This window comes from Candidatus Endomicrobiellum cubanum, assembly GCF_031278955.1.
Lineage (GTDB): Bacteria > Elusimicrobiota > Endomicrobiia > Endomicrobiales > Endomicrobiaceae > Endomicrobiellum > Endomicrobiellum cubanum.
Genome location: NZ_JAITJM010000031.1, coordinates 1 through 3,538, shown reverse-complemented (window position 1 = coordinate 3,538; position 3,538 = coordinate 1). Strand labels below are relative to the sequence as shown.

General features: G+C 30.4%; 2 protein-coding genes. Both read left to right on the top strand.

Features of this window, described 5'->3' with window-relative positions; translation table 11 throughout:
• The first annotated feature begins 291 nt into the window (after positions 1 to 291).
• Positions 292 to 1,137: a glycine--tRNA ligase subunit alpha gene (locus tag LBD57_RS02800; RefSeq protein ID WP_373469824.1), complete on the top strand. Its 846-nt coding sequence runs from the start codon at positions 292 to 294 to the stop codon at positions 1,135 to 1,137.
• A gap of 8 nt (positions 1,138 to 1,145) precedes the next feature.
• Entirely contained in the window at positions 1,146 to 3,263 is a 2,118-nt protein-coding gene (gene glyS / locus LBD57_RS02795; RefSeq protein ID WP_373469823.1) for a glycine--tRNA ligase subunit beta, read from the top strand.
• The last annotated feature ends 275 nt before the right edge of the window (positions 3,264 to 3,538 follow it).

The window sequence follows — 3,538 nt, the reverse complement described above, 5'->3', positions numbered from 1 at the left end:
ACATAATATACTCTAATTATGTAAAATAATATATACTTGTATAGAGGACAACTCCTTTTTTAGAAAAAACAAAAATTAGATGTTTTTATATAAAAACATCTGTTTGGGTTCCCCCAAACTTTCCCTTTTCCCTTTCGCCGGACAAGTCAGGCTCTAACTAAAAATATTTCCAAATAAGCAACGAACTTATTTATAAATTCATGTTTTTACTAATGGTAAAATTTGTACAGATATACATTTTTTGTTAAAATATATATTCAAATTTTTATTGTGTAAAATTTAGAGGACTACATGAATTTTCAAGAAATTATTTTTAAACTACAAAAATTCTGGGCAAAACAAGGTTGTTTAATATGGCAACCTTACGACTTAGAAAAAGGTGCTGGAACATTTAATCCTGCTACATTTTTGCGTTCTTTAGGACCAAAACCTTGGAACGTAGCTTATGTAGAGCCTTCAAGAAGACCAACCGATGGCAGATATGGAGAAAATCCAAACAGATTACAACATTATTACCAATTTCAAGTTATTATGAAGCCTGCTCCTAAAGATATTCAAGCAATTTATTTAAAAAGTTTAAAAGTTATAGGTTTAAACCCTAAAAAACATGACATAAGATTTGTTGAAGATGATTGGGAATCCCCGACACTCGGAGCCTGGGGACTTGGGTGGGAAGTGTGGATTGATGGCATGGAAGCTACACAATTTACATATTTCCAGCAAGTTGGAGGCATACCTCTAACCCCAATACCAGCTGAAATCACGTATGGTACTGAACGCTTAGCAATGTATGTCCAAAAAAAAGATAATGTTTATGATTTAGCATGGAATGACCAATTAACATATGGTGATGTGCACAAAGAAGATGAAAAAGAATGGTCTTGCTACAATTTTGAGCATGCGCAAGCAGATATGTTAAAACAACATTTTGCAGATTGGGAACAACAAGCGCAAAAACTCTGCCAAAAAAATTTACCTCTTCCTGCTTACGATGCTGTAATAAAATGTTCGCATTTATTTAATTTGCTAGATGCTAGAGGAGCGATTTCTGTGTCTGAAAGAGTTAGTTATATCTTAAGAGTACGCACTCTTGCAAAGTCAGTCGCTGAAGAATATCTGAAAGTACAACAAAATTGAGGTATATAATGGGTACTTTAAACACAAAAACTGCATTACTTGAAATAGGTGTAGAAGAGCTCCCTACATCATATATTAACCCTGCTTTACAACAAATCAAGCAAGCTTCCACTAAGGCTCTTACAAATTATGGTTTAATTTTCAATAATATAAAAACATATGCTACGCCTAGAAGACTCGTTCTAATTATTGAAGGTCTTTATGAAAAAAGTAATGACACAATTGAAGAACTTCTAGGTCCTTCCATAAAAGCAGCAAAAGATCTTAATGGCAACTTTACAAAAGCAGCTTTAGGTTTTGCTGTAAAAAATGACACCACTCCAGAAAAACTTAAAACTAAAGTTAGTGATAAAGGTGAATATCTTTGTTTTACAAAAACAATTAAAGGTGAGCCAACAAAAAAACTATTAGGCATAATTTTTCCTGAGGTTATAAAAAGTATAAGTTTCCCTAAAAATATGATTTGGGAAGAAACTGGTTTTAAATTTGCTAGACCTATAAGAAATATAGTCGCTTTATTTGGCAAAAATTTAATTAAATTTAAAATTGCAGATGTAACATCTTCTAATTGGACAGTTGGTCTGCATACTTACGATAATAAGAAAATAAAAATAGACATGTCTGAAAACTATCTGTCTATATTAAAAAATAAGTCTGTAATAGTGGATCAAGATGAAAGACGACAAGAGATAAAAAATTCTATCAAATCTTGCGTTAATAATATAGGAGACATACTGTCTGACGAAGCTATTATTGAGGAAGTAAACTATCTAGTGGAATATCCTAGCGCGATTTGTTGCTCTTTTGACAAAAAATACCTCAATCTTCCTAAAGAAGTTTTAACAGTTTGTATAAGAAAAAGCCAGAAATGTTTTGCTGTAAATGATAAAAATGGGAGCTTTTCAAATCATTTTGTTGGTATAAAAAATGGCACTTCAGCATACCAAGATATAGTTAAAGAAGGTTACCAAAAAGTTGTCTTGGCTAGACTTGCTGATGCAGAATTCTTTTATAACAACGACTTAAAAAATGGCCTACAAAACAATGTTGAGAAATTAAAGGGTATAGTTTTTCATAAAGAAATAGGTACAATTTATGAAAAAACTTTGCGCATAAAACAAATTGCGCTGATTTTTAACAAAGAATTTAATTTAAACATAGATAATACTTTAATAGAAAAAGCTGCTATGTTATCCAAAACAGATTTAGTAAGTGAAATGGTTTTTGAATACCCTGAACTTCAAGGCATAATGGGTAAAATCTATGCTTTAAAACTTAATGAAAATTCAGAAGTTGCACAAGCGTTACAAGAACACTACTTTCCGTTAAGCTCTTCAGGAACTTTGCCGACAACAAAGTTAGCTTCTATAATATCTATGGCAGACAAAATAGATACTTTGGCTGCAAATTTTTCTATTGGATTAGAGCCATCAGGTTCAGCAGATCCATACGGTCTTAGGAGATCGGCTATAGGTTTTATAAGAATAGCTCTAGAAGTAATGCCTAAGGAAGATTTATCTCAAATAATAAAGAGTGCGTTTGATTTCCTTCCGAACAATATAAAAAACAATAACAATACAACAAACCCTCAAGATAGACTAACAAATTTTCTATGGCAAAGAATAGAAAATCTCCTAGAAACTCAAGGTTTTGACTCATCTGAGATTAAAGCTGTTACAAATGAAGCAAAAATATATGGCATAAAAAAACTCGGTTCCTTAAAACCAAAACTTTTATCTTTACAAAAAGCAAAGCAAAAAGGAGATTTTGTTTCTGTATCTGGCATATTTAAAAGAATAAATAATATTCTAAATCAAGCAAAAAAACAAAACATAAACATTACATCTATAGTAAATCAATCTTTGCTCATTGAAGAATCAGAAAAAACTCTATTTGAAAAAGCCATATTTGCAAAAGGTTTAATTGAAAAATATATAGCAGGTTGTGATTATGATAGAGTATTTGATATAGTCTTAGAATTAAAAGTGAACATTGATTCTTTCTTTGATAAAGTTACGGTGATGACAAATGAAGAAAACATTAAATCTAACAGAATAGCTATCTTACAATATATAAAAAATATATTTTCAGGATTTATAGATTTTTCAATATGTTTTAAATTTTAGACAAGTTTTTTAATGCTGTAGGGCCCATATGTATTAAGATTTTTGTTAAAGTTACAATTAAAGGGTGATTGTTTGATTTATGATTAATCTTTCAAATATTTTTAATTTTTTCAAGGCCTTTAAAGAGATGCCCCTCCTCTCATATTTTTTAATTTCTACCTGCCTTGCCCATTTTAAGGAAAAAAAGGAAAAATTTATTCATAAAAAGGAGGAATGGGGTAACCCAAAGAGTTAGTTTTATATAAAAACATCTAATTTTTGTTTTTTCTAAAAAA